20 protein-coding genes are annotated in these 20,282 nt (G+C 72.7%); 3 read left to right on the forward strand and 17 right to left on the reverse strand.

What is annotated here, in order from left to right; translation table 11 throughout:
• Positions 1 to 37: 37 nt before the first annotated feature.
• From EDD93_RS39030 to EDD93_RS39065, 9 genes are all read right to left on the reverse strand, one after another.
• Complete coding sequence (locus EDD93_RS39030) at positions 38 to 2,161, reverse strand: condensation domain-containing protein (RefSeq protein ID WP_260256163.1); 2,124 nt, start codon at positions 2,159 to 2,161, stop codon at positions 38 to 40.
• A 182-nt stretch (positions 2,162 to 2,343) separates the two neighbouring features.
• On the reverse strand, positions 2,344 to 3,195 hold the full coding sequence (locus EDD93_RS39035; protein WP_311318363.1) for a 4'-phosphopantetheinyl transferase superfamily protein: 852 nt from the start codon (positions 3,193 to 3,195) through the stop codon (positions 2,344 to 2,346).
• A gap of 67 nt (positions 3,196 to 3,262) precedes the next feature.
• Positions 3,263 to 5,020, reverse strand: a complete 1,758-nt coding sequence (locus tag EDD93_RS39040) for an acyl-CoA dehydrogenase (protein WP_123531811.1) — start codon at positions 5,018 to 5,020, stop codon at positions 3,263 to 3,265.
• A 279-nt stretch (positions 5,021 to 5,299) separates the two neighbouring features.
• Positions 5,300 to 5,560, reverse strand: coding sequence for an acyl carrier protein (locus EDD93_RS39045; protein WP_123531916.1), 261 nt, complete (start codon positions 5,558 to 5,560; stop codon positions 5,300 to 5,302).
• A gap of 247 nt (positions 5,561 to 5,807) precedes the next feature.
• The gene (locus EDD93_RS39050; RefSeq protein ID WP_123531918.1) at positions 5,808 to 6,764 is read right to left on the reverse strand and encodes an aromatase/cyclase; all 957 of its coding nucleotides are present in this window, start codon (positions 6,762 to 6,764) and stop codon (positions 5,808 to 5,810) included.
• Between the two features lie 25 nt (positions 6,765 to 6,789).
• Complete coding sequence (fabG, locus tag EDD93_RS39055) at positions 6,790 to 7,572, reverse strand: 3-oxoacyl-ACP reductase FabG (RefSeq protein WP_123531813.1); 783 nt, start codon at positions 7,570 to 7,572, stop codon at positions 6,790 to 6,792.
• A gap of 2 nt (positions 7,573 to 7,574) precedes the next feature.
• On the reverse strand, positions 7,575 to 9,284 hold the full coding sequence (locus EDD93_RS39060) for an FAD-dependent oxidoreductase (protein WP_123531815.1): 1,710 nt from the start codon (positions 9,282 to 9,284) through the stop codon (positions 7,575 to 7,577).
• The gene (locus EDD93_RS39850) at positions 9,281 to 9,421 is read right to left on the reverse strand and encodes a hypothetical protein (protein ID WP_185092674.1); all 141 of its coding nucleotides are present in this window, start codon (positions 9,419 to 9,421) and stop codon (positions 9,281 to 9,283) included. The genes EDD93_RS39060 and EDD93_RS39850 overlap by 4 nt, the downstream gene beginning before the upstream one ends.
• Positions 9,418 to 11,037 carry a class I adenylate-forming enzyme family protein gene (locus EDD93_RS39065; protein WP_123531817.1) on the reverse strand — a complete coding sequence of 540 codons (1,620 nt, stop codon included), beginning with the start codon at positions 11,035 to 11,037 and terminating at the stop codon, positions 9,418 to 9,420. The genes EDD93_RS39850 and EDD93_RS39065 overlap by 4 nt, the downstream gene beginning before the upstream one ends.
• Before the next feature lie 149 nt (positions 11,038 to 11,186).
• On the opposite strand from EDD93_RS39065, the gene EDD93_RS39070 reads away from it, so the two are divergent.
• Both EDD93_RS39070 and EDD93_RS39075 read left to right on the forward strand, forming a co-directional pair.
• Positions 11,187 to 11,693: a nuclear transport factor 2 family protein gene (locus EDD93_RS39070; protein WP_260256164.1), complete on the forward strand. Its 507-nt coding sequence runs from the start codon at positions 11,187 to 11,189 to the stop codon at positions 11,691 to 11,693.
• A 58-nt stretch (positions 11,694 to 11,751) separates the two neighbouring features.
• Positions 11,752 to 12,210, forward strand: a complete 459-nt coding sequence (locus tag EDD93_RS39075; RefSeq protein WP_123531819.1) for a nuclear transport factor 2 family protein — start codon at positions 11,752 to 11,754, stop codon at positions 12,208 to 12,210.
• Between the two features lie 7 nt (positions 12,211 to 12,217).
• Here the strand turns inward: EDD93_RS39075 and EDD93_RS39080 are convergent, their stop codons facing one another.
• The 6 genes from EDD93_RS39080 to EDD93_RS39105 all read right to left on the reverse strand — a co-directional run bounded on the left by EDD93_RS39080 (position 12,218) and on the right by EDD93_RS39105 (position 17,759).
• Positions 12,218 to 13,150: an MBL fold metallo-hydrolase gene (locus EDD93_RS39080; protein ID WP_398906706.1), complete on the reverse strand. Its 933-nt coding sequence runs from the start codon at positions 13,148 to 13,150 to the stop codon at positions 12,218 to 12,220.
• Between the two features lie 64 nt (positions 13,151 to 13,214).
• Positions 13,215 to 13,478 carry an acyl carrier protein gene (locus tag EDD93_RS39085; RefSeq protein WP_123531821.1) on the reverse strand — a complete coding sequence of 88 codons (264 nt, stop codon included), beginning with the start codon at positions 13,476 to 13,478 and terminating at the stop codon, positions 13,215 to 13,217.
• A 54-nt stretch (positions 13,479 to 13,532) separates the two neighbouring features.
• Positions 13,533 to 14,789, reverse strand: coding sequence for a ketosynthase chain-length factor (locus tag EDD93_RS39090; protein WP_123531822.1), 1,257 nt, complete (start codon positions 14,787 to 14,789; stop codon positions 13,533 to 13,535).
• A complete protein-coding gene (locus EDD93_RS39095; RefSeq protein WP_123531824.1) occupies positions 14,786 to 16,051 on the reverse strand; it encodes a beta-ketoacyl synthase in 1,266 nt (421 codons plus the stop codon). Before EDD93_RS39095 ends, EDD93_RS39090 begins: the two co-directional genes overlap by 4 nt.
• Positions 16,052 to 16,091: 40 nt before the next feature.
• Positions 16,092 to 16,895 carry a thioesterase II family protein gene (locus tag EDD93_RS39100; RefSeq protein ID WP_260256165.1) on the reverse strand — a complete coding sequence of 268 codons (804 nt, stop codon included), beginning with the start codon at positions 16,893 to 16,895 and terminating at the stop codon, positions 16,092 to 16,094.
• Between the two features lie 42 nt (positions 16,896 to 16,937).
• A complete protein-coding gene (locus EDD93_RS39105; RefSeq protein ID WP_123531828.1) occupies positions 16,938 to 17,759 on the reverse strand; it encodes an AfsR/SARP family transcriptional regulator in 822 nt (273 codons plus the stop codon).
• A gap of 329 nt (positions 17,760 to 18,088) precedes the next feature.
• On the opposite strand from EDD93_RS39105, the gene EDD93_RS40015 reads away from it, so the two are divergent.
• The gene (locus tag EDD93_RS40015) at positions 18,089 to 18,361 is read left to right on the forward strand and encodes a hypothetical protein (RefSeq protein WP_221217398.1); all 273 of its coding nucleotides are present in this window, start codon (positions 18,089 to 18,091) and stop codon (positions 18,359 to 18,361) included.
• Between the two features lie 37 nt (positions 18,362 to 18,398).
• Here EDD93_RS40015 and EDD93_RS39115 read toward each other — a convergent pair whose 3' ends face one another.
• Both EDD93_RS39115 and EDD93_RS39120 read right to left on the reverse strand, forming a co-directional pair.
• Entirely contained in the window at positions 18,399 to 18,812 is a 414-nt protein-coding gene (locus EDD93_RS39115) for a MarR family transcriptional regulator (RefSeq protein ID WP_123531830.1), read from the reverse strand.
• Positions 18,812 to 19,348, reverse strand: coding sequence for a MarR family transcriptional regulator (locus EDD93_RS39120; RefSeq protein WP_185092675.1), 537 nt, complete (start codon positions 19,346 to 19,348; stop codon positions 18,812 to 18,814). The genes EDD93_RS39115 and EDD93_RS39120 overlap by 1 nt, the downstream gene beginning before the upstream one ends.
• Positions 19,349 to 20,282 lie beyond the last annotated feature (934 nt).

Raw genomic sequence — 20,282 nt, forward strand, 5'->3', positions numbered from 1 at the left:
CGTCCGCGGCCGGCCGGGTGGCCGTCCGACGTGTGCGTCATCCGGCGCGTTCGGAGGCGGATTCGAGCAGCCGGGCGAGATCGCGGGCGGACGTCGCGGCGCCGGTGAGCACGATGAGCGGCGGCCGGCCGCCGTTCGCCGCGATGAGCCGGGTGATCCGGTACGCGGCGACTCCGCAGCCGGAGAATCCGCCGAGCACGAGGTGCCCGCCCGCGTCGATGAGCGGCCCGAGCGCGTCGTACCCGGCTCTGTCGTCGAGCGCGGCGCTCAGCAGTACGAGGGCTTCGGGGCCCTGGTACGAGCGCGCGAGCAGTTCGTAGCAGAAGCGGGGGGTGCCGTGCGACGGTACGAGGCAGACGGTGCCCGCGCCGGGGTTCCGAGCCGGTCGCAGGGTGATGAGCGCGGGCGCGTCGGTGCAGGTGCGGGCCGGACGGTCCGCCGACGTGGCCGGGGGCGTACCGGCCTCCGTGCCCGTACCGGTGTCCGTGTCCGTGTCCGGCTCCGCGTCCGCATCCGCGTGGGCCAGCCGCGCCAGCACCTCGGCGATGGTGGTGGACGCGCCCGCCACACGGGGGAGTTCGTCCAGCAGGAATGCGGCGTGCGCCAGGACACCGCCGATTCCTGCGGGCTGGGTGTGGTCGTAGGAGACGGTCACGATGAGCCCGCCGTCGGCGTCGTGGTGGGCGGCGAGGGTGAGCGGGAAGCCGGTTCGGGCGCCGAGCGTCTCCGGTGGGTCCACACGGACTCCCTGGGCGGCGAGTTCCCGGATGAGTTCGTCCGGGCCGTCCGGACCGCCCTCGAAGGCGACCAGGCTGCCCAGCGCGTCGGGCGCCTCGGCCCGGTCCTCGGTCCAGGTACGGATCTGGCCCGCCGAGACCCACTCGTACGCGGCCATGTCCAGGGCCCGGTCACGCAGCAGGCCGAGCAGCTCCGGAACGCTCGCCCGCGGGTCGACGACGACGGAGATCGGCAGCGGGTTGCGCAGGGCGCCCGGCAGGCGCTCCACCCCGTCGAGCAGGATGCCGCGTCCGGACACCGTCACGCTGAAGCGGACCGGCTCCGCGTCGGCGCTTCCGGCGGCCCGGTAGAGCAGCAGGGCCCAGACGGCTTGCAGCGCACCGCTCTCGGTGCTGCCCCAGCCGGCCGCCCAGGCGCCGAGCCGTGCCGTCTGCACGGCGGTCAGCCGCAGCCGGGTGCGCCCGGTCCCGGTCCCGGTCCCCCCGGGCACGGGAGCGCGGACGGCGGCTGCGGGCAGGGGCGAATGCGTGACGCCGGGCGGTGGTGTGGCATCCGTCCAGAACGTGCGTGCGGGGCCGGTGTCCTGGGCGGCAAGCCACTGCGCGTAGTCGCCCATGTCGGGGCGGCGTTCACCGCCCGGCAGACGGCCGCCGGCCAGGTAGGCGCGGTAGAACTCGCGCAGCAGCAGGCGCGCGCTCCAGCCGTCGAGCAGCGCGTGGTGGAAGGTGAGCAGCACCCGGGTGGGCTGGGCCGTGGCCGATACGACGGGATCGCCGCCCAGCACGGTCACGCGCAGCGGTCCGGGACGGCGCGGGTCGAGGCCTCGGCACCGGTCGTACTCGACCACGCTTGCCCAGTCCCCGGCGCTGTGCGGCAGCCGTAGCACTTCGGCCCTGACCCGGTCGTGCACGACGATCTGCGGCTCGGGGCCGTCGGCGAAGGCGGAACGCAGCACGCTCTCCCGGTCGAAGAGCGACTGCCAGGCGGCGGTGAAGCGTTCGGGGTCCAGCGGCCCGTGCCAGACCCAGCTGAGCTGTTCGACGTGGCGGCCGGGGCCCGGGTGGGCGTCGGCGTCGGCGAGCATCTCGTGCTGGAGCGGGCTCGGCGCGACGGCGCATACCGAGCGGCCGGCCGGCGGGTCCGTGAGCAGGTCGGCCAGCAGGCCGGCCGGGAACTCCCCGGGGGCGCTCATGGTGAGAGTCAAGGTGTGCAGGCCGGGCCCGTGGGGCCGGAGCCGGTGCTGCCAGGCCGGGCCGTCCGGACGGCCGGCGGCGATCCGGTCCAGCGCGGATTCGAGGCGCCGGGTGTCCAGGGGGCCGCGGAGCTCCAGGAACGGCGGAGCGTCGTAGGGCGGTCCTCCGGGATCGACGACGACGGTGATCGGTCCGTCCGGGGACATACGTGAGAGATGATCGGCGGTCATGGTGTGTTCGGGGCGCGCACCCCCTCCCTCCCCTCTCTGCGAGCACGGAACGGGTATACGAGGCCCGCCCATACGGGCCTGATACGGCGCTCGGAGCCGTCTTCCGGCACGTTAGCCGCGCAGCGGAGCAAGGCCGGATTTCTCCACCGGCTCTGGACGGATCCGCGAACGTCGCGGCGGTGTCATACGTGGTCGAGGAGTCCGGCGACGGCTCCCATGAACCCTCCGTCGAGCATGGTGCGGGCCGCCGTGTCGCGTGAGGTGTCCAGTCCGGAGTCGTGGCAGGCCACGCTCAGCAGATAGCGGCCCAGCACCCGGCGGGTGGTGAACGCCCATTCGTCGCGGGCGGCCGGTGTCCCGTCGGGGGCGAGCAGGCCGCCCTCGCCGGCGCCGAAGCCGAATTCGGTGAAGCCGAGGCGCAGGCCTTGGCCGAGCGCCTTGGTGTACGCCTCCTTCAGGGTCCACAGCCGGAGCAGCTGAGCCCTCTGTTCGTCCTCGGACAGCGTCACGAGATCGGCGCGTTCGGCGGGTGTGCAGACATGGTCCTGGAGGAGTTCGAACGACATGTGCCGGTCGGCCGGTTCGGCGTCTACCCCGATCCTGCCGCAGCGGCTGATGCCGACGGCGATCAGGTCGTCGGTGTGGGTGAGGCTCACATCGATCTGGTCGAGCCCTCTCAGATAGGGCCGTCCGCCGATCTTGTACGCGAGGTCGAGTTCGGCGGGCCTGGTGCCCAGCGCGGCCGCGGCCGTGAACTTGGTGGCCAGCCGGGAGGCGACGAAGCGGTAGCGGATGGTGGGGTCGGCGGTGCGGCGGTAGCGCTGCCAGTCCCGGCCGAGCAGCGGGCGCAGCGAGGGGTCGGCGACGGCTCCGGTGAGCCACTCGCCCCAGGTGGTGTGCACCACGGCGTTGCCGTACAGGTCCATGCCTTCGCGCACCAGGTCCCATGGCCCGTCGGGGCCGCTGACGTGGATCGGCTCGGTGATACGTGCTGCGGCGTCCGGCGCCGCGGTCATCAGCTCTGTCTGCGTCAACGGTCTTTCCTTCCCTGTGTCGTTGTCGTCCGCCCCGTCCCCGTCCTCGGGTGCGGGTGCCGCCGGCTCACTGGGCGAGGGTGATGCCGTCCAGGTCGCAGCTGCGGCCCGTCCGGAAGCGGCGGACCAGTTCCTCCATGACCTGTGCCAGACAGCCCTCGGGCAGTTCGGGCACGGGGATGGCGAGCCGCTCGCCGAGGCGGGACAGCGCCAGCACCGCCCAGGCCGAATTGGCGAGGAACGGGTCCCGGCCGTCCTGGCCCTCCCACACGCCGAGTACCGCGGCGGCTGCGACGATCAGGCTGTAGCGGTCGCTGAGTACGCAGACGGCGGGGTCGGCGAGCGCCGTGGTGCCGTAGGCGGGCAGCCGGCGGCACTCCTCGCGCAGGGCGCGCAGTTCGGTGACGAAGCCCTCGGCCAGTTCGGCGAGCGCGGCGATCTGGCCGCCCAGGCCCCGGTACGAGGAGAGGCGGGCGGCGGAGCCCACAAGGGAGGCGGCCATGAAGTCGCCGCCGCCCGCGAGGCCCAGCAACCGGTAGTCCAGCACCGGGAGTTCGGCTCCCTGGCGGAACAGCTCGGGCGGTGGTTCCTCCTCCTGGAACCAGGAGTGTTCGGCCAGGCCGCGCAGCTGGGGGACGATCACGGACTGGCAGGAGGCGGTTCCGGCATGGCCGAGTCCGGCGACCGGCAGGTCCCGTACGAGCTTGCCGAGCGCGCCGTACTGCGGGCTGTCGTGCTCGTAGCCGCGCGCCCCCAGGACGGTGGCGAGCTCCTCCAGGTTCTCGCGCAGCAGGTCGGGCACCACGTACTTGACGGCGGCGGCGAAGACATGGGCCCGGTCGGGCAGCAGGCTCAGGGCGCGCAGGACGACGGTGGCCATGCTGTCGCAGGCCAGCAGGTCGGCGAAGACTCCGGCCAGCGGCTTGTGCCAGCGGCGCGCGATCGGGGCCTTGCGGCCGGTGGTCGCGGCCCGTACCGCGGAGTGCAGGACGGTGTCCGCTGCGGCGGTGACGACACCGCAGATGAGGCTCCGGTTGACCTGGAAGGTGCGCAGGGCGAGTGCGACGCCCTCGCCCGTGCTGCCGACGCGGGCGTCGCCGGGGACGGTGTGGTCGGTGAACTCCAGCCCGGAGAACAGCGCCCCGCGCATGCCGGGGGTGGGGACTCGCGACAGGTGCCGCACGGACGGGCTGTCCCGCCAGGCGTCGTCCAGGAGCAGCACCGAGTGGCTGTGCGGTCCGGGGGCCGGGTCGGTGCGGGCGTAGACGACCTGGGCGTCGGCGCGCGAGGCGTTGATGATCACGTCCTTGCGCCCGTTCAGCCGATAGCCGTCGGGGGTGGTGCCGGCGGTGAACTCGTGCCGCAGGATCGCGTTGGAGTGGGCCAGTTCGTGGTGGAGGATCGTGGCCCGGCCTCCGCCGAGCAGCAGGTCGGCGGTGCTGCGTCGCTGCGCGGGGGTGCCGGCCGCCCAGATCGCTCCGGTGGCGAACAGCGAGGTGATGCCGTAGCCGAAGCCGAGGGCGACGTCACGGCGGAAGACCGGCCGCAGGACGCGGGCGAGCAGGTCGGCCCGGGTGAGCCGGCCGCCGTATTCGACGGGGACGAACTCGGCGCCCAGGTCCGTGCCGGCCAGGAGGTCCTCGGTGGCGGCGGGCGGGGCGCTCCGGGCGTCGGCGGCGAACAGGGCGCGCAGCCCGTGCGGGTTCGCGGGGTCGTAGGGGTCGCCGAGCTGCGCTTCGAGCCGGGATGCCCGTGCGCGTGCGTCGGACTCCCACCAGCTGTGACCGGTGGCCGTGGTTCCGGTGAGATCGGCGGTGATGGTCATGGCAGCGGGAGTCAGCTCCGTCGTCGCAGGGTGCGCGCCACATATCGCGCCGGTACGCACGACTGTGACGGGCACGCCTCGTGCGGCACCGGAGCCGTACTCGACGCGTCGTCTGCCATTTCTCGATCGTTCGCCGAGTCACCCGGAGCCGGCTCCCAGCCGTTGCCCGGCTCTCCTCCGAGCGCGGCTCATCTGCGGTTCGAGCCGGATTCGAGCGGACTGCAGAAGTATTCGGGGTGAGACCCGGCGGAGCCGCCGGCCCCTCCCGTGCCGTCCCCGCTACCCCGCGACCGGGACCGGGACGGACAGCTTGCGTGCGACGAACGCGTCGAGGGCGGCGATGGAGCAGAAGTACTCCAGCTCCAGGTCCTCGTTCTCGACGGTGATGCCGAACTCGTGCTCCACGAAGGAGACGAGCCGCATCGCGAACACCGAGCTGACGAAGCCGAGCGCGAAGATGTCGTCGTCCGCCTTCAGGTCCTGAACCGGGAAGAAACGGGACAGGTATTCCGCGATCCGGGCTCTGTTGTCCGTGCTCATCTCTTCATCCGTCCTGATGTCGTGGAGCGCGGCGCCGGTGGCCGGCCGAAGGGTCAGTGGCCAGTACACGCACCACTGGCCCGCCGGCCGTCCGAAGAGAGCCCGGCCCGCCACTGCTGCCGCCCCGTTCCCCTCCGGGGAACGTCCGTAGCGGCAAGCCTCACAGCGGCAACTGGAGCGGGGCCGGAGCAGCGGTGGACATCGGCCGTACCGGGGCGTTCGGCCCCGGCACGGCGGGAGGGTCCGCTCACAGCACGCGGATCGCGGACTCCGCATGGCGTTTGGCCAGGTTGAGGGTGGCCGTCGAGTTCCGGCCGAGCGCCTCGCGTACGAAGCGGCGGGCCTGTGCCAGGTCGGCGCCCGCACCGAGCACGCTCTCGATGGCCTCCTCGCGCAGCACCACACTGTGCTGGGAGATGACCGTCACGCCGGTCTCGTCGGGCAGCACCGACCACTCACCGGTGTGCGCGTCCATCAGCGCGGGGGTGGTGGTCTGCTTGTAGACGATACGGCCCGCCTGCGGGAAGCAGACCCGTACCGACTCCGTGGTGTGGGTCGAGCCGTCCGCGGTGCGGGTGTCCATCGCCATGACCTGGACGCCGGGGGTGTCCTCCGTCAGTTCGAGGCGGGCCACGTGCGGAACGAGCTCCGGCCAGTCGCTCACCCGGTACAGGAAGTCGTAGACCAGCTCGGCCGGGCCCTTGACCCGTACGGCGTCCTCGAAGGACAGGACGAGTTCGTCGAGCCGGGACCAGCGCTCGGCCAGCCGCTTCACATGGTCCAGCTCCGCGCCCGAGTTGGTGTCGATCGCCCGCTCCACCCACGCCGCGTCCTCGGGCCGGTCACCGGTCACCGTGAAGTCGTGCAGCAGAGTCAGCACACTGGTGCCGCCCGGCCGCTCCTCGACGGTCCAGGTCCCGTTCATCGTCTCGACCGGGGCCTGCGGATGCTGCTGGCGGAAGGTGATCCGCCGCGCCTGCGGGTCCTGCACGCGCCGGGAGATCCAGGACCGGACCTGCCCGTTGGCCGTGGCCCACATCCGCAGCCGTTCGTTGCGCCCGTCGAAGTCCAGCCGCTCCACATGGACGTTCGGCGGGAGGAACAGCGGCCACTGCACCGCGTTCGAGATCAGCCCGTACGCGACCCCCGCCGGTGCGGCCACCTCGACCGAATGCGCCGTGCGGTACACACGCTCACTCGACACCACACATCACCTCTTCCTCACAGATTCAGAAATTGCCAAGTCCGCCACAGACGTTGAGCGCCTGTGCGGTGATCGATGCGGCGGATGCGGAGGCCAGATAGCCGACCAGTCCCGCGACCTCTTCCGGGGTGGAGTAGCGGCCGAGCGGAATCTTCGCCTCGAACTGCTCCTGCACGACGTCCTCGGTGGTGTCCCAGGCCGCCGCGTACCCCTGACGCACCCGCTGCGCCATCGGCGTCTCGACGTAGCCGGGGCAGACCGCGTTGACCGTGACGCCCGAGGGGGCCAGCTCCCTGCCCAGCGCCTTGGTGAAGCCGACGACCCCGTGCTTGGAGGCGCTGTACGGGGCGCCGAGCAGCACGCCCTGCTTGCCGGCCGTCGAGGCGATGTTGATGATCCGCCCGCGTCCGGTGCCCGTGAGGCCGCCGTTTTTCAGCACCTCGCGCGTCACCAGGAACACGCTGTTGAGGTTGGTGTCGATGACGTCGTGCCAGAGCTCGTCGGTGATGTCGGCGGTCACGCCGCCGCCGCTGCGCCCGGCGTTGTTGACCAGCACGTCGACACGTCCGTACGTCGCGACGGCGGCGCTCACGAGCGCGGCCACGGACTCCCGGGAGCGGACGTCGGCCGCCAGTCCGTCGGCCTCCAGGCCCTCGTCCCGGAGGTCCTCGACGGTCTGCTTGACGTCCAGTTCGGTGCGTGCGCACAGGAAGACGCGGTGCCCGGACCGGCCGAGCTGACGGGCCACCGCCAGTCCGATGCCGCTGGTGGCTCCTGTGATCAGGGCTACGGGGTCGTTGTCGGCCACGGTCAGTGCTCCTTCAGCCGGTGGGTGGGGGCGGGGAGGGCGAGTCCCGGTTCGGTCCTGGCCTCGTCGGCGAGCGGCCGGGCCGGCCGCAGCGGGGCGAGCGCCCGGCCCAGGGCAGCCCGGGTCAGGGCGCCGGCGCGCGCGGCGGTGTAGCCGTCGGGGCGCACCAGCAGCCAGTTGCCCGGCGCCAGGCCGAGTGCCGCGCGCAGCCGTCCGTCCGGGTCGGCGAGCGGGGCGGGCCCGTCGGGGCCGGTGCCGCCGACGGTGCGCACCGACAGCCACTCGGAGTACTGGGCGGCGGCCGTGACGGCCACGCCCACCGGGACGTCGCCGGGCCCGGTGCCGCCCGCAGCGAGCAGCAGGGACCAGCGGGGGTCGCGGAGTTCGGCGCGCAGTCCCGCGCAGCCGGAGTCGTCCGGGTCGTGGACCGGGGCCTGCGCGATCCGCTCGCCGGGTCCGGGTACCGGGGCGGGACCGGCGCCGCGCCTGCGACGGGAGGCGTCTGCGGTGGTCAGGGGCGAGTCGCCGTAGCCGATGCGCAGCCCGGACATGCCGCCGAGCACCTTGCGCTGAACAGCGCGGCGCAGCGGGGTCACGTTGCGCACGAAGGTGAAGACGACGGGCAGCGCCACGGAGGCGAACATGTTCTTCAGCTGGACGAGGAAGGTGGCGGCCCGGGTGGAGCCGAGCAGCGCCCGGCCGATGGGCACCCGTTCCTGGCCGTAGGTGTCCAGGAGTTCCGGGCCCGCGTGGCCGTGCTCGACCATGGCCAGCTTCCAGCCGAGGTTGTACGCCTCCTGGATGCCGGTGTTCATGCCCTGTCCGGAGGCGGGGCTGTGCACGTGCGCGGCGTCCCCGGCGACGAGGACGCGGCCCTCGCGCATCCGCTCCACCATCCGCTGCTGGAAGGTGAAGACCGAGGTCCACTCGCTCTCCCCGACCCGGACCGGGCGGCCGAGCCCGGCCGTCAGCTTCTCGGTCAGCCGCTCCTCGACGGGGCGCGGGTCGGTGCCCCGCCCGACGGGTGCGGTGTCCAGCAGCCGCCAGTGCCCCTCCCGGGCGTAGGGCACCATCATCAGCGCGTGTCCGCCGGTGTGGGCCCAGTAGATGGTGTCGGGCGGCAGGTCGGTGGCGACCGGTGCGTCGGCGAGCATCCAGGTCTCCCCGGCCCCGCCGAGCAGTTCGAGTCCGAGCAGTTTGCGTACGGTGCTGTGGCCTCCGTCGCAGCCCACGAGCCAGGACGTCTCCACGCTCTCCTCGGTGCCGTCCGGCCCGCTCAGGGTCACCCGCACCGAATCGGGGTCCTGCTCGAAGCCGGTGAGGCGCACCCCCCACTCGACCTCGACACCGAGACGGGCCACGGCCTCGCGCAGCACCTCTTCCGTCTCGGTCTGGCCGATGACGAGGGTGTACGGGTACGAAGTCGGCATGGTGGCGTAGTCGGCCTCCAGCCGCACCAGCCGGCGCCCTTCGGCGTACATGGTGAACGCGCGGTTGCGGCGGCCCCGTACGAGCATGTCGTCGACGATGCCCATCTGGTCGTACGTCTCCAGGGTGCGCGGGTGCGTGGCCACGGCCCTGCTGGTGCGGGCGGGGCCGGCGGCGGCGTCGATGAGCCGTACCCGCAGGCCCCTGCGGGCCAGTTCGTGGGCGGCGGTCAGGCCGACGGGTCCGGCGCCCGCGACGATCGCGTCGGGCCGGCCGGCGGTCATGCGCTCTCCTCGGGCATCGCCGGCGGCGCGTGGCCCGTGTCGGTGCGGAAGGGGTCGATGCCGCCGTGCGCGGTCGGCCTGTTGACGAAGGTCGCCATGGTCTGCTCCTGGTGGTGGGGCGGGATGCGGGCGTTCATGCGGCGGCGCGTGTCTTCAGCCGCTGCCGCAGCGCGCGTCGTTCGGGCTTTCCGGTGGGGGTGCGGGGCACCGCCTCCAGCGCCTCGGTCAGGCGGATCCGTTCGAAGTGCGCGAGCCGCTCGTTGGCGCGTTCGGTGACCGATGCGAGGACGTCGGGCCCCGGGGCGCGCCCGGATCCCGGGTGTCCGGGCGCGGGTCCGGCGTCCGCGCCGACGGGGTCCTCACGCAGCACGATCCCGGCCCAGACGAGGCCGCCGTGCACGTCGTCGGGCCAGTCGGCGACGATGCAGTCGGCGACCCGCGGGTCCTCGCCGATGACCCGTTCGACCTGGCTCGGCGAGACGATCTCGTTGTCGTACTTGAAGATGTCGTCGAGCCGGTCCACCAGGCGCAGCTCCCCGTCGTCGTCGAGGTAGCCGACGTCGCCGGTGGAGAACCAGCCGTCCTCGTCGATCCGGGACGGCTGTGCGTCACCGAGGTAGCCGGCCATCAGCTGCGGGCCTCTGACCTGGACCTCTCCGGTGGACCAGACCTCGACCGGGGTGCGGGAGTCCACGTCGACGAGACGGCACTCGGTCCCGGGGACGGTCCCGCCGACCTCACCCGTCCGGTAGCGCTCGGGCCGCTGGCAGTGCGTGAGCGGGGAGAGCTCGGCCATGCCGTAGCCCTGGATGACGGGGACGCCGAGCCGGTCGCGCAGGGCGCGCGCCGCCTGGGGACGCAGCCCGGAGCCGCCGGAGAGCACGGCCGTCAGCCGGGCGCCGCCGGGCGGGGGCCCGGGGGCGGCGGCCAGGCGTTCGTCGGTGGCGAGGCGGTGCAGCCGGGCGGGGAGTCCGTAGTAGTGGGTGGCGTCGGCCTCGGCGGCCGCGGCGAGCGAGGCGAACGGATCGGGGTCCTGGCAGAGCACCTGGCACGACCCGGCGTACACCGCTGAGTTGAGATGCATGACGTGGTACAGCGGCAGATGGTTGAGGGTGACGGAGGCCGGGCCGAGTCCGTGCGCGAGGGCGGTCTGCTTGGCGTTGGCGACCAGGTTGCGGTGGGTCAGCAGGACGCCCTTGGGGCGGCCGGTGGTGCCGGTGGTGAACTGGATGCAGGCGATCGAGCCAGGGTCGGACGGGCGGTGTCCGCAGGCCTGCGGGGCCGACTCCAGTTCCATGTGCAGCGAGACCGTGTCGCCCGGTGTCACCCCGTCCGGTGCGTCGGTCACCACGATCGTGCGGAGCCGGGGCAGCACGCCGCGCAGCTTGGTGAGCAGTTCGGCGGTGGCGGCGGGGACGAACGCCACCTCCACCCCGGCGGTGGCGAAGACGTGCCGCAGCCCGGTCTCCCCCATCAGCGGGTTGACCAGCACCGCCGTCGCACCGCTGCGGACCGTGCCGTAGTAGGTGGCGACGAAGACCGGGTCCAGGACATGGGCGACGCCGGTACGCACACCGGTCCGGCCCCCGTTCTCCCGCTGCAGCCAGGCGGCGACGCGATCGGTCAGCGTGTCCAGCTCGCCGAAGGCCAGGGCCGTGTCCGTGGTCCGCACGGCGATGCCGTCGGGGTCGCGCACCGCCGCACTGCGCAGCAGGCCGTCCAGCGGAAGGTCCGGAAAGGCAAAGTTCGGCATGCTCGTTCTCCTCCGGCTGGTCGGGGCGCGGCCGCCGTCTCACTGGCTGCGGTTCACACGTTCGACCAGGACGCTTGAGGAATCTTCGAAGAGCGCTCGATCTGTGCCGCAGAGAGTGTCCGTATCCGATGGAACGGAGGGCCGGTCACATGACCACCGAGATGCTCAGCCGCACCCGAGTCGCCACCACACCCGACACCGCAGCCGTCTTCGAGGCACCCACAGAGGTGCTCGGCGAGGCGGAGTTCGGCGTCCTGTACGCGCACATCCAGCAGTTCTACGGACGCCAGATGCAGCTCTTCGACCGGCACGAGGCCGAGCGCTGGGCGGGAACCTTCACCGAGGACGCCGTCTTCGACGTACCCACACTGGACGAGCCGGTGCGCGGACGCCTCGCTCTGGCGTCGAACGTGCGGCGCAACCAGGCCCAGCAGGCCCGCAGCGGGGAACGGTTCAGGCACTGGATCGGCATGCTCGACCTGCGGCCGCAGGCCGACGGGACGCTGCACACGCGCTGCTACGCGCTGGTGTACGTGACACCCGGCCAGGGCGGTTCGGCGGTGCACCGGGTGTGTGTCATGGAGGACGTGCTCGTCCGCTCGCGGGGCAAGTGGCGCACCCGCCACCGCGTCGTGACCCGCGACGACCTCGGCTGAGCGTGGTCACCTACGACCGGCAGCCGGCCAGGACGGCCTCAAGACCAGGAGACGCAGTATGACGACGTACGCGACCGAGCCGCGGCTCGGCACCGACCGGACCGCGCTCTACGTGGAGGTCCAGCAGTTCTACGCCCGGCAGGTCCGGCTGCTGGACGATCTGCGGGCGGAGGAGTTCGCCGCCACGTTCACCGAGGACGGGGTGTTCGCAACGTCACCCGGTATCCCGCCGGTGCACGGCCGCGAGGCCATCGCGGCGGCGCTGCACACCGCGCACACCCGGCGCTTCGGCACCGAGCCCGTGCGGTGCCGGCACTGGCACAACATGCTGCGCGTGGACCCCGGACCGGACGGCACCCTGGTCACGCACTACTACACGCTGGTGGTGGTCAGCCGCCCCTGGGACCCGGCGCCGGTCATCGCGCCGAGCGGTGTGGTGGAGGACGTGCTGGTGTACGAGGACGGGGAGCTGCGCACGCGTGAGCGGCGCGTCACCCCCGACCACCAGTCGTTCTGACGCCCTCTCAGGCGTGGCAGGCCGGCCGCCCGCCGTGGTGTTCGGACATCTCGCGGAACAGCGCGGGAATGTCCAGCGGATCGCCGGGCGCCGCGCCGAGCTCCTCCGCGTAGGCGCGGTGCAGGTTGGGCACCAGCCGCTCGGCGTCCAGCAGATCGGCGTACGCGCCGGGGCCCGCCTCGCGCGCGACCTGGAGCGGGGTGAGCCGGGCGGCCACCCCGTCCCTGGCGAGCTGCTGGAGGCGCAGCAGGTACCCCTCGTTGTCGTCCAGCAGGCCTGGGCCGCCCACCGGTCCGTGGCCCGGCACGACCGTACGGGCGCCGAGTGTGCGCAGGGTCCGCAGCGCGGCCAGGGAGCCGGCGACCGAACCCATCGGGCAGAACGGCGTGACGCCCGACATGACCAGGTCGCCGGTGAACACCACCCGCTGCTCGGGCAGCCACACGACGGTGTCGCCGGTGGTGTGCGCGGTCCCCGGGTGGATCAGTTCGGCCCGCAGGGCACCCGCGTACAGCGTCATGCGGTCGCTGTAGGTGATGCTCGGGGGCACCACCTCCAGGTCGCCCCAGCACACGTCGGGCCACAGCCCGGCCATGTGCAGCCCGGCCGCCGCGATGTCGGCGCGCGCCCGTTCGTGGCCGATGACGACGGCCTCGGGGAAGACGAAGTTGCCGAAGGTGTGGTCGCCGTGGAAGTGGGTGCTGACCACCAGACGCGGCGGGCCGCCCGCGACCCGCAGCGCCTCGGCGCGCAGCCGTCTGGCCCGTGCCTCGGTGGCGACGGTGTCGACGAGCAGGCCGGTGCCGCCGTCGACGATCACTCCGGCGTTGTTGAGGCACCAGCCGCCGTCCGGCTGGACGTAGGCGAAGACGCCGTCGGCGAGCTCCGTGAGCCGGGGCGCCGCCGCCTGCGCGGCGGGGCGGGTGTGTGACACGTTCAGCTCCTCGGCGTGGCCGCGACGGCGCACGCGCCCGTGCGCGGCCGCTGCGGACAGTCGCCGCTCATCAGGCGGCGATCCGGGCGGCCAGGGCACGGTTGACCAGGTCGAGGTACTGGCGCGGGGTCTCGGCGTCGTCCAGAGCCTCCTCGTCCAGCAGCACGTCGTAGTCGCGCTCGATCACGCCGGTGGTCTGCAGGAGGGCGAGCGAGTCGTAGCCCAGGTCGAGGAAGAGCGTGTCCAGTACGTCGCCGTCCAGGTCGATGCCCTCCCCCTCGCCCGCGCAGGCGCGCAGCAGGGTGGTCAGTTCGGTGAGCTCCAGCCGGTCCACAGAAGTGCCTTTCTCCTCGGGGTTGATTCAGAACGTCCGGCAGCGGGGACGTGGTCAGCGCGCGGCGCGCACCACGGTGGCCGCGTTGAAGCCGCCCCGGCCCCGGGCCAGTACCAGTGCGGTGCGCAGCACGGCCGGGCGCGGACTGCCGGTCACCAGGTCGACGGGGCAGTCCGCGTCGACCCGGGCGGTGCCGGTCGTCGGGGGGATCACCTGGTCGCGCAGGGCGAGCAGGGCGGCCGCCAGGTCGAGGGCGGAGCCGCCCGCCGAGAGCCGGCCGGTCATCGACTTGGGTGCGGTGACCGGCACCCCGTTCGGGCCGAACAGCGCGGCCAGCGCCTGTGCTTCGGCCCGGTCGGCGTTTCGTTCGCCCGCCCCGTCGGCGAAGACGACGTCGATGTCGCCCGGGGTGACACCGGCGTCCGCCAGGGCCAGTTCGGCGGCGGCCCGCAGCCGGGGCTCCCCGGTGCCGGGCGCCGGGTCGAAGGTGGCGGCGCAGCCCGCGATCGTGCCGTGGACGGTGGCGCCGCGACCGCGCGCGGCGTCCCCGTCCTCAAGGACGAACAGGGCGCCGCCCTCGCCGACGACATGGCCCGAGGCCTCGGCGTCGAAGGGCAGATAGGCGCGGCCGGGATCGTCGACGGTACTCAGTGCGCCGTCGGCCAGATGGGCCGTCCAGCCCCAGGGGCAGAGCGCCGAGTCGACTCCGCCGGTGACCACGGCCCGTATCCCCTTGCGCAACTGGCGGCGGGCCTGGGCGACGGCGTCGAGGCCGCCCGCCTGCTCGGAGACGATGACTCCGCTGGGGCCGCGCAGCCCGTGCCGGATGGAGATCTGGCCGGAGTTGGCGGCGTAGAACCAGGCGAACGACTGGTAGGCCCCGACGTGCCGGCTGCCCTTGCTCCACAGCGCCTGGAGTTCGTGCTGGCCGAACGCGAAACCGCCGCTGCCGTTGGCGGTGACCACGCCCACCGCGTAGTCGGGCAGCCGGGCCGGGTCGAGGCCCGCGTCGCCCAGGGCCTCGGCCGCCGCGGCGAGCGAGAACCGGGTCACCCGGTCGGTCTGGGGCAGCAGCCGGCTCGCGACGTGGTCCGCGTCGACGAACCCGGTCACCTCCCCGGCCAGGCGCGCGGGATAGCCGGAGGCGTCGAAGCGGGTGACGGGCCCGATGGCGTTCTCGCCCCGCAGCACCGCCGCCCACCACTGTTCGGCGCCGACGCCGCCGGGCGCGACGACACCGATGCCGGTGACGGCCGCCTCCACGCCCCGGACACCGATCAGCCCGGCGTCCTCGGGGGCCACGGCGGTCATGCGGCCACCCCCAGCCGGCGGGTGGTCAGCACCATCGCGCTCTGGAAGCCGCCGAATCCGCTGCCGACGCTGAGCACCGTCTCGGTGCGCTGCTCCCGTGCGACCAGCGGTGTGTAGTCGAGGTCGCAGGCGGGATCCGGATCGTGCAGATTGGCCGTCGGCGGCACGACTCCGTGCTCGATGGCCAGGGCGCTGGCGGCGATCTCCAGGGAACCGATCGCGCCGAGCGAGTGACCGATCATCGACTTGATCGAGCTGACCGGCACCCGGTGGGCGTGCTCGCCCAGGCTGCGCTTGAACGCCGCCGTCTCGTGCTTGTCGTTCTGCTTGGTGCCCGATCCGTGGGCGTTGACGTAGTCGACGTGCGCGCCGTCGATCCGTGCCTCGTCGAGGGCGGTCCTGATCGCCTCGGCCATCTCGTGCCCGTCCAGGCGCAGTCCCGTCATGTGGTACGCGTTGGACCGGCTCGCGAAGCCCGCGATCTCGGCGTACACATGGGCGCCGCGCCGCAGGGCGTGCCCGTACTCCTCCAGGATCAGCACCGCGCTGCCCTCGCCGAGCACGAAGCCGTTACGGCTGCGGTCGAAGGGGCGGGAGGCGGTCTCCGGCTCGTCGTTGCGCGGGGAGGTGGCGCGGATCGCGTCGAAGGACGCCAGGGTGATCGGGGTGACCGGTGCCTCCGCGGCGCCCGCCACCATCACGTCGGCACTGCCCTCGCGGATGAGCTCGACGGCGTGGCCGAGCGAGTCCAGGCCGGAGGTGCAGCCCGTGGAGACGACCGCGACGGGCCCCTGTGCGCCGACGTCACGCGCCACCTCGGCGGCGATGGAGCTGGGCACGAGGTAGTCGGTGAGCCTCGGCTCGGCCCGGGTGTGGTCCAGCAGCCAGTGGCTGCCGTGCTCGCTGACGTGCGCGTAGCTCTCGTCGAGTCCGCTGCTGCAGCCGACGGCGGTGCCCAGGGTGACCCCGGTACGTTCGGCCCGTAGCCCCGCTGACAGTCCGCTGTCGGCGACGGCCTCACGGGCGGCGACGAGCGCGAACTGGGCCGCACGGTCCAGGCGTCGTGCCTCCTGCGGGCCGAAGCCGTGGTCGGCCGGGTCGAAGTCGGCCTCGGCCGCGATCTGCGAGCGGAACGAGGAGGCGTCGAAGAGGGTGATGCGGCGGGTCGCGGTGCGGCCCTCGGTCAGCAGTGACCAGAACGCCTTGGTGCCGACCCCGCCGGGGGCGACCACCCCTATCCCGGTGATGACGGCGCGTCTCATCGGCTGTCCCTCATGTCTGTCCTCCTGTGATCGGCGGCGGTCAGCCGCGGGCCGAGGCCATGGCGCGGGCCGGCCGGGTGCGCCGGACGACCCGGCAGGCGCGCCCGAGCAGCCGGGGCAGCTCGTGGCCGCGTACGAAGAAGTGGTCCCCGGGCACGGTCCGGGTCACGACCGGCCCCGTGCTCCAGCGCCGCCAGCCCGCCATCACGTCCGGCCGCGCCAGCGGGTCGTCCGCGCCGGAGACGATCAGCACCGGCACGGACAGCGGCGGGCCCACCACCTGTTCGTGGGCGTTGATCCGCAGTTCGTGGGCGAGGGCCAGGTCGTCGCGCAGCACCGGCAGCACGGCCCGGTGCCAGAGTCCGCCGGGCTTGGCCCCCTGCGGGAGGGTGCCGGTCTCGTCGAGCAGTTCCAGCAGCTCGTCCTCGGGCCCCCAGGCGGCGTCCGACAGCAGGGAGGGGGCGTCGGGGGGCGGGCAGGCGCCGAGGGCGAGGAGCGCCGGACCGGGCAGCCCGGCCTCGTGCAGGGCGCGGGTGACGGTGTAGGCGACCATCGCGCCGAGGCTGTGCCCGTACAGCACGTAGGAGGCGTCCGGTGCCTGGGCGAAGGTGTCCATCACATCGGCCAGCAGCCCCTCGCGCCCGGTGACACGGGGCTCGCGGCGCCTGGCATCGCGGCCCGGCAGCAGTCCGGGCAGCGTCTCGACCCCGGGGCCCAGATCACCGGGCCAGTTGTAGAAGGCCGAGACACCGGCTCCGGCATGCGCGAAGCAGTGGAGTTGTACCGGCGGCTGTTCCTCGTACATCTGTCCTGCCTCCTGGGTGGGTTCGCCGATCGGCCTCAAGGTCGCCGATCCTCCTTGCCGGTGCCTGGACACCTGACCGGATCAGGCCGCGTAGAGATCGAAGGTGGAGCTGCGGCGCGATCCGCTGAGCGTGTCCAGCGCCGGGTCGACGGTGAGCATCGCCTGGTGCAGCCGCTGCAGCTGCGGCGAGGGCTCAACGCCCAGGTCCTCGATGAGTCGGGCACGCAGCCTGCGGTAGACGTCCAGCGCGGTGGCCTGGCGGCCGGAGCGGTACAGCGCCACCATCGCCTGCGAGTGCAGCCCCTCGTGCTGGGGATGACGTGCCATCAGATCGGTGAGCTCGGCGAGGATTTCGGTGTGCCGGCCCGTCCGCAGGTCGGCGTCGATGCGCCGCTCCACGGTCACCAGGCGGCTCTCCTCCAGGCGCAGGACCTCGATCTCCAGGATCGGCCCGACCCGTACGTCCACGAGCACCGGCCCGTTCCACATCCCCAGCGCCTCGCGGTACAGGCTCGCGGCCCGCCCGTCCTCGCCCTCGTCGAAGGCGCTCTGCCCCGCCGACACCAGTTGCTCGTAGCGGTGCACGTCGACGGACTCCTGCGGGATCTGCAGCAGGTAGCCGCCGTGCCGGGTCGCGAGCACCTCCTTGACGGTGCCGGGCGCGTCCGGTCCCATCGCGGTGCCCAGCCTGCGGCGCAGCTGGAGGATGTACGTCTGCAGGGTGGTCATCGCGCTCTGGGGCAGGTTGGTGCCCCAGAGCTCCTCCATGAGCGTGGGCACGGGCATGACCCGGCCCGGGTAGAAGGCGAGCAGCGACAGAATCTGCCGCGGCTTTCCCGCGGTCGGAACGATCGACACCCCGTTGACGTCGGCACTCAGCGGGCCCAGAACCTGAATCTCCACGATTTCCTCCCCGTTGCCCGGTCGATTCCCCAGGCCTGTCCGACGGATCGAAGGCGGACGGGGCCCTGGCCAGAAGCTGTTGGCGTTCCGACGCTAGCCCCGTTCGCCCCACACGCCCACAGACCTCGACCTGCGTTCGAGCGGCCCTCCAACGAACAGCCACCGCGGGGGTGCTGATGGACACCGACGTCCCTAGTTCTCGTACGCGTGGTAGCCGTACGCCTCACGTATCCCCCACGCGTGCTCGTACGCCGCCGTCTTCCACTCGGTGTACCGCTTGATCTGAGAGGCATCAGGGCGAGTCGGTGTGGATCGAGTACGCGTACCCGGTGAGTGATGAGAAGTGGGGCCGGTGGTTCCAGCGCGCGGTCCGCCTGCCCACCGAGCACCTCGAAGTCCAGCTGGCCTTCCCCGTCGGCCTGGGCCCCGTCGTGTGGGGCACCGAGACGTCCATGACCGCCGAGGCTGCCCCGCTGCGGACCGCGCTGGCAGGCGTCGAACCGGTCCCCGTCGAGGAGTACCGCCAGACGGGCCGCGTCTGGGCCTACGAGCAGTGGGCGTCAGTGTCCGAATTGATCTCCGGGTGGAGGACAAGACCGTGACGGTCCCGCCCCGGCCTGTAGCGCCCCCGGACAGGCCCTAGACGGAGCGGATCGAGCGCCGTCGCCGAGCGTCGGTGTTGCCGACCTTCCGGGGCGCGGCCGCGCGAGCGTCGGGGGTGATCGGCGGGTCAACCAGCGCCGCCGCGACCAAGCGGCGCAGATCGGGGTTGGCAGAGAAGAAGTACCGGGCGTTGATGCGGTGGCCGCCAGCATCGTCGCGCACCAGCAGGCCGATGGCGGTGAGCCGGGCCAGGGCCTCATAGACGGTGGACTCGGCGAGCTCCATGTCGTCCGCGGCTTCCTCGACCGGGACGGTGATGTACGCGAAGAGGCCGCCCTGACGCTCTATCCAGTCGAGCACGCAGCGCTGGGCGGCGCTCAGGTTCAGCGCGTAGAGCGGCGGGGTGACGAATTCCTGCTCGGGGTCGAACGGGGCGGGTGCTGTGGCCATCAGCTCGTCTCTCCAGCAGTTCGGCGGATCGGCGTCGCCGGCTCCGCAGCCTTCCCGGTCCTGAACCGGGCCGCCTTGGCGTCCGCGGTCCTCGCTCGGGCCTTCTCGTCGGGTACCGCCCTGGGCGGGGCCAGCCGCTTGCAGGCGGTGACGTGGGTGCTCCCGGCGCCCTCCCAGTATCGGAGGGGTGTCAACTGGTAGGCGGCGGCGCGCGGGGACGGCTTCAGCAGCAGCGCCATCTTCGTCAGCCGCGCCAGCGCCTTCTTGCACGTCGAGGCGTTCGTGTCGATCTCCTCGGCCAGCGTCTCCGGGGTGACGCGGATCGCCGCGCTCGCGGCACCGTGCTCGCGCAGCCAGTCCAGCGTCGCCCACTCCGCGCCGGTGAGGCCCAGCTTGTAGAGCGGGACCTCGCTGCCCGTGGACTGCAGGGTGTAGCCGTTTCCCTCGAACTGGTGCGGCACTCTGGGCTTCTGTTCGATCACCTCACCCGTGTCCTGGTCGACTAAGGCCAGTCGCCGGCCCCTTCGTGCTGCCATGCCGCTCGACGGCCGCAGACAGAGCATCAGCTAAGGGGCTATTTTTCGCCCCCTACGGGGCGGTTTTTCGCCCCTTAGCCTCACGTTTTCGCAGGTCAGAGGCACTGTGCCCTTCTGTCAGTAAACGCGCGCGCGTTTACCACACCAGCCCCACGTCCTCAACCACCCACGCCTTGGCCCGATGCCGGCGCGCACCTTCGGCCGCACCAGGCGCGGGCAGACCAGCAGCAACAAGGAACTACGGCCCGTCGGCGACCGCGGGTGGGAGGTGGGAGTCGTCTGGCTGAGCAGGCTCCGCGCGCGGCAGCGTACTCACCCGCGGACCGTAGGCGGCAGCAGCGTTGCTGCGTCTCGGGTGGCGCAAACCGTGACGTCACAAGCATGGAGGCGTGGCCGGGGCCGGTGGAGCCGGGCCGAGCCTCCCGCGCGCCGCATACCGCGCGGCGGCTTTCGTCGTGGCGGGCGGCCGGGGGCCGGGGTAGTGAAGGGGGCCGGTGGTCGTTTGCCGCAGGGGAGTACGCAGGGGCTCAAGCCACCGGTGCGGCGCGGTGAGGGTGGTCGGCGGGCGAAGAGCCGACCGCCATGCGGCTGCGCTGATATTGGCCCTGGGGAGGTCTTCCGGGTCAGTCGGGGAAACGTGACCCCGAGCTCGCAGCTCAAGCGGCGCGATGTGTGTGGGAGGTACTGACCAGCTGATCAGTACCTCCCACACACCGGGGGAACCTCACAGGCCAGTCCGGCAGTCGGCGTGGGGTGTACGCATTTCATGCGGCAGGGTCGGACGGAAGGGAGCGCATGGCGATCGAACCAGTGACCGACATCGGGGAGTGGGGCCGCGTCTACCTTTGCCGCGCGCCCGCGCCGACCGGCCCCGCCCGCCGGGGCGCGAAACCGCCCCTCCTCCTTGTCGCCGCAATCGAAATCGGCCCTACCC

This window comes from Streptomyces sp. 840.1 (assembly GCF_003751445.1).
Lineage (GTDB): Bacteria > Actinomycetota > Actinomycetes > Streptomycetales > Streptomycetaceae > Streptomyces.